Origin of the sequence: Streptomyces sp. NPDC127106, from assembly GCF_042677605.1 — a bacterium.
GTDB lineage: Bacteria > Actinomycetota > Actinomycetes > Streptomycetales > Streptomycetaceae > Streptomyces.
Genome location: NZ_JBHXTC010000006.1, coordinates 30,768 through 34,704, shown reverse-complemented (window position 1 = coordinate 34,704; position 3,937 = coordinate 30,768). Strand labels below are relative to the sequence as shown.

Genomic DNA, 3,937 nt, shown 5'->3' with positions numbered 1-3,937 from the left:
GGGGGGCCCGGGGGTTCCCCCCCCGGCCGCCCCCCTCCCCCCCCCCCGCCCCCCCCCAAAAAAAAGGGGGGGGGGCCCCCCGCCTCCCCGCGGGCCCCCCCCTCCTCGGCCACGGTCAGGCCGCCAGGAGCTTGCGCACCCGGTCCGCCCCGACCGCCAGCAGCAGCGTGGGCAGGCGCGGACCGGTCTCCCGGGTGACCAGGAGGCGGTAGAGCAGCGCGAAGAACTGGCGCTGGGCCACCTTCAGCTCCGGCGTCGGCTTGGCCTCGGGGTCGAGACCGGCCATGACCTTCGGGACGCCGTAGACCAGGGTGGTGAGCCCGTCGAGGGACCAGTGGGAGTCGAGGCCCTCCAGCAGCAGCTCCAGCGAGCGGCGGCCCTCGTCGTCCAGGGAGGCCAGCAGCTCGGTGTCGGGCTGCTCGCGGACCAGGGTGCGCTGGTCGGCCGGGACCTGGGTGGTGATCCAGTTCTCGGCGCGGCCCAGACGCGGGCGGACCTCGTCGAGGGAGGTCAGCGGGTTGGCCGGGTCCAGGTCGGAGAGGATGCGCAGGGTCTGCTCGTCGTGGCCGGCGGTGATGTCGACGACGGACGCCAGCGTCCGGTACGGCATCGGGCGCGGGGTGCGCGGCAGCTCGTGCGAGGCGACGCGGACGGCGCGGCTGTGCGCGGCGGCGTCGGCGGGCAGCACGGAGCCGTCGGCGACCTTGGCCTCCAGCTTGTCCCACTCGTCGTAGAGCCGCTGGATCTCCTGGTCGAAGGCGATCTTGAAGCTCTGGTTGGGCTTGCGGCGGGCGTACAGCCAGCGCAGCAGCTGCGGCTCCATGATCTCCAGCGCGTCGGCCGGCGTCGGGACGCCGCCCTTGCTGGAGGACATCTTGGCCATGCCGCTGATGCCGACGAACGCGTACATCGGGCCGATCGGCTGCTCGCCGCCGAAGAGGCCCACGACCTGGCCGCCGACCTGGAAGGAGGAGCCGGGCGAGGAGTGGTCGACGCCGGAGGGCTCGAAGACGACGCCCTCGAACGCCCAGCGCATCGGCCAGTCGACCTTCCAGACGAGCTTGCCGCGGTTGAACTCGCTGAGCTTGACCGTCTCGGTGAACTCGTCCTCGGTGCAGACGTAGGTCATCTCGGTCGTCTCGTCGTCGTACGAGGTGACCTTGGTGAAGTCCTTGCCGCACTCGCCGCAGTACGGCTTGTACGGGAAGTACTCCGCGCCCTCGGCGCTGCCGTCGTCCTCGTTGGCGGCGCCGGAGCCCTCGGCGGCCTCCAGCTCGGCCTCGTCGACCGGCTTCTGCGACTTCTTCGCGGCCTTGGGCTTGGTGCGGTACTGGGCGAGGATCGCGTCGATGTCGCCGCGGTGCTTCATCGCGTACAGCACCTGGTCGCGGTAGGCGCCGGTGGTGTACTGCTCGGTCTGGCTGATCGGGTCGTACTCGACGCCCAGCTCGGCCAGGGCCTCGACCATGGCGGCCTTGAAGTGCTCGGCCCAGTTCGGGTACGCGGAGCCGGCCGGGGCGGGCACGGAGGTCAGCGGGCGGCCGATGTGCTCCGCGTGCGACTCCTCGGTCACGCCGGGGATGCCCTTGGGCACCTTGCGGTAGCGGTCGTAGTCGTCCCAGGACAGGACGTGGCGGACCTCGAAACCGCGGCGGCGGATCTCGTCGGCGACCAGGTGCGGGGTCATGACCTCGCGGAGGTTGCCGAGGTGGATCGGCCCGGAGGGGGAGAGTCCGGACGCGACGACGACAGGTTTGCCGGGTGCTCGGCGCTCCGCCTCGGCGATGACCTCGTCCGCGAAACGGGAGACCCAGTCGGTCTCGGTGCTGCTCTGAGCCACGACACGTCCTTCTATCTCGAATGCTGGCTTCAGCCATTCTCCCAGACGGAAGCGGGCGGTTCGGGGTTGCTTTGCCGGGGGCGCGGTAGTCGCCCGGATATCCCGGGAAACGGGACGCGGGCGCGTGGGATACTCGGCACTTGTCGGAACACCCAAGTGCACGCACCCCGCACACCTCACAGGAACGGCAGCTCATGGCCTCGGTCCTTTCCCTCGCTTCCTCCGTCCATCAGCGCGTCGCCGACGCCCTCGTCTCCGCCCTGCCGGAGGCCGGTGCGGCCGACCCGCTGCTGCGACGAAGCGACCGGGCGGACTTCCAGGCCAACGGCATCCTGGCGCTCGCGAAGAAGGCGAAGGCCAATCCGCGCGAGCTGGCGACCACGGTGGTCGGGAGCCTGGACAAGGGCGGGGTCATCGAGGAGATCGAGGTCTCCGGGCCCGGCTTCCTCAACATCACCGTCGCCGACCGGGCGATCATCGAGACGCTGGCGGCGCGCGCCGCGGACGCCCGGCTGGGCGTCCCGGTCAACGAGAACGCCGGCACCACGGTGATCGACTACGCGCAGCCGAACGTGGCCAAGGAGATGCACGTCGGCCACCTGCGGTCCGCGGTGATCGGCGCCGCGATGGTCGAGATCCTGGAGTTCACGGGCGAGCAGGTGGTCCGCCGCCACCACATCGGCGACTGGGGCACCCAGTTCGGCATGCTCATCCAGTACCTGATCGAGCACCCGCACGAGCTGGACCACAAGGCCGCGGCGGCGTCGGCCACCGAGGACACCGCGGCGTCCGGCGAAGAGGCCATGTCCAACCTCAACCGCCTGTACAAGGCCTCGCGCGCGCTGTTCGACTCCGACGAGGAGTTCAAGACCCGCGCCCGGGCCCGGGTGGTCGACCTCCAGGCCGGCGACGAGCAGACCCTCGCGCTGTGGCAGCGGTTCGTGGACGAGTCGAAGATCTACTTCTACTCGGTCTTCAACAAGCTGGACATGGACATCCGGGACGCGGACATCGTCGGCGAGTCCGGCTACAACGACATGCTGGTGGAGACCTGCCGGCTGCTGGAGGAGTCGGGCGTCGCCGTCCGCTCGGAGGGCGCGCTGTGCGTGTTCTTCGAGGAGTTCAAGGGCCCGGACGGCAACCCGACCCCGCTGATCGTCCAGAAGTCGGACGGCGGCTTCGGCTACGCGGCCACCGACCTGTCGGCGATCCGCGACCGCGTCGGCAACCTGAAGGCGAACAGCCTGCTGTACGTGGTGGACGCCCGCCAGTCGCTGCACTTCAAGATGGTCTTCGAGACGGCGCGGCGGATCGGCTGGCTGAACGAGGACACCAAGGCCGTGCAGCTGGCGTTCGGCACCGTACTGGGCGCCGACGGCAAGCCGTTCAAGACCCGTGAGGGCGAGACGGTGCGGCTGGTGGACCTGCTGGACGAGGCCGTCGACCGGGCCACGGCCGTGGTCCGCGAGAAGGCCGAGAAGGTGGGCCTGACCGAGCAGGAGATCGTGGAGAACGGCCAGTACGTGGGCATCGGCGCGGTGAAGTACGCCGACCTGTCCACGTCCGCCGCCCGCGACTACAAGTTCGACCTGGACCAGATGGTGTCGCTGAACGGCGACACGTCCGTGTACCTCCAGTACGCGTACGCCCGTATCCAGTCGATCCTGCGGAAGTCCGGCGACGCCAAGCCGGCCGCCCACCCGGAACTCCCGCTGGCCCCGGCCGAGCGGACGCTGGGCCTGCACCTGGACGGCTTCGGCGAGCTCGTCGCGGACGCCGCCGCCGAGTACGCGCCGCACAAGCTGGCCGCGTACCTGTACCAGCTGGCCTCGCACCTCACCGCGTTCTACGACCAGTGCCCGGTCCTGAAGGCCGACACCCCGGAGCAGAGGGAGAACCGCCTCTTCCTGGTCGAGCTGACCGCCCGGACGCTGAGCAAGGGCATGTCCCTGCTGGGCATCCGGACCCCTGAGCGCCTCTGACGCTCCCGGTTAAACGGGTTCCCACGCCCCCGCCCCCCCGCGCGGGGCCGCGCGGGGGCGGCGGGGGGGGGGGGGGCGGGGGCCGCCGGGCGAGCCGCCCGACGCTCCGGCCCGC

General features: G+C 71.0%; 2 protein-coding genes. One reads left to right on the top strand and one right to left on the bottom strand.

What is annotated here, in order from left to right; genetic code table 11:
* Positions 1 to 115 precede the first annotated feature (115 nt).
* Complete coding sequence (gene lysS, locus ACFVGY_RS08340) at positions 116 to 1,840, bottom strand: lysine--tRNA ligase (RefSeq protein ID WP_385672967.1); 1,725 nt, start codon at positions 1,838 to 1,840, stop codon at positions 116 to 118.
* 194 nt (positions 1,841 to 2,034) lie between these two features.
* Here lysS and argS point away from each other — a divergent pair, with 194 nt between their 5' ends.
* The gene (gene argS, locus ACFVGY_RS08335; RefSeq protein ID WP_385672964.1) at positions 2,035 to 3,822 is read left to right on the top strand and encodes an arginine--tRNA ligase; all 1,788 of its coding nucleotides are present in this window, start codon (positions 2,035 to 2,037) and stop codon (positions 3,820 to 3,822) included.
* Positions 3,823 to 3,937 lie beyond the last annotated feature (115 nt).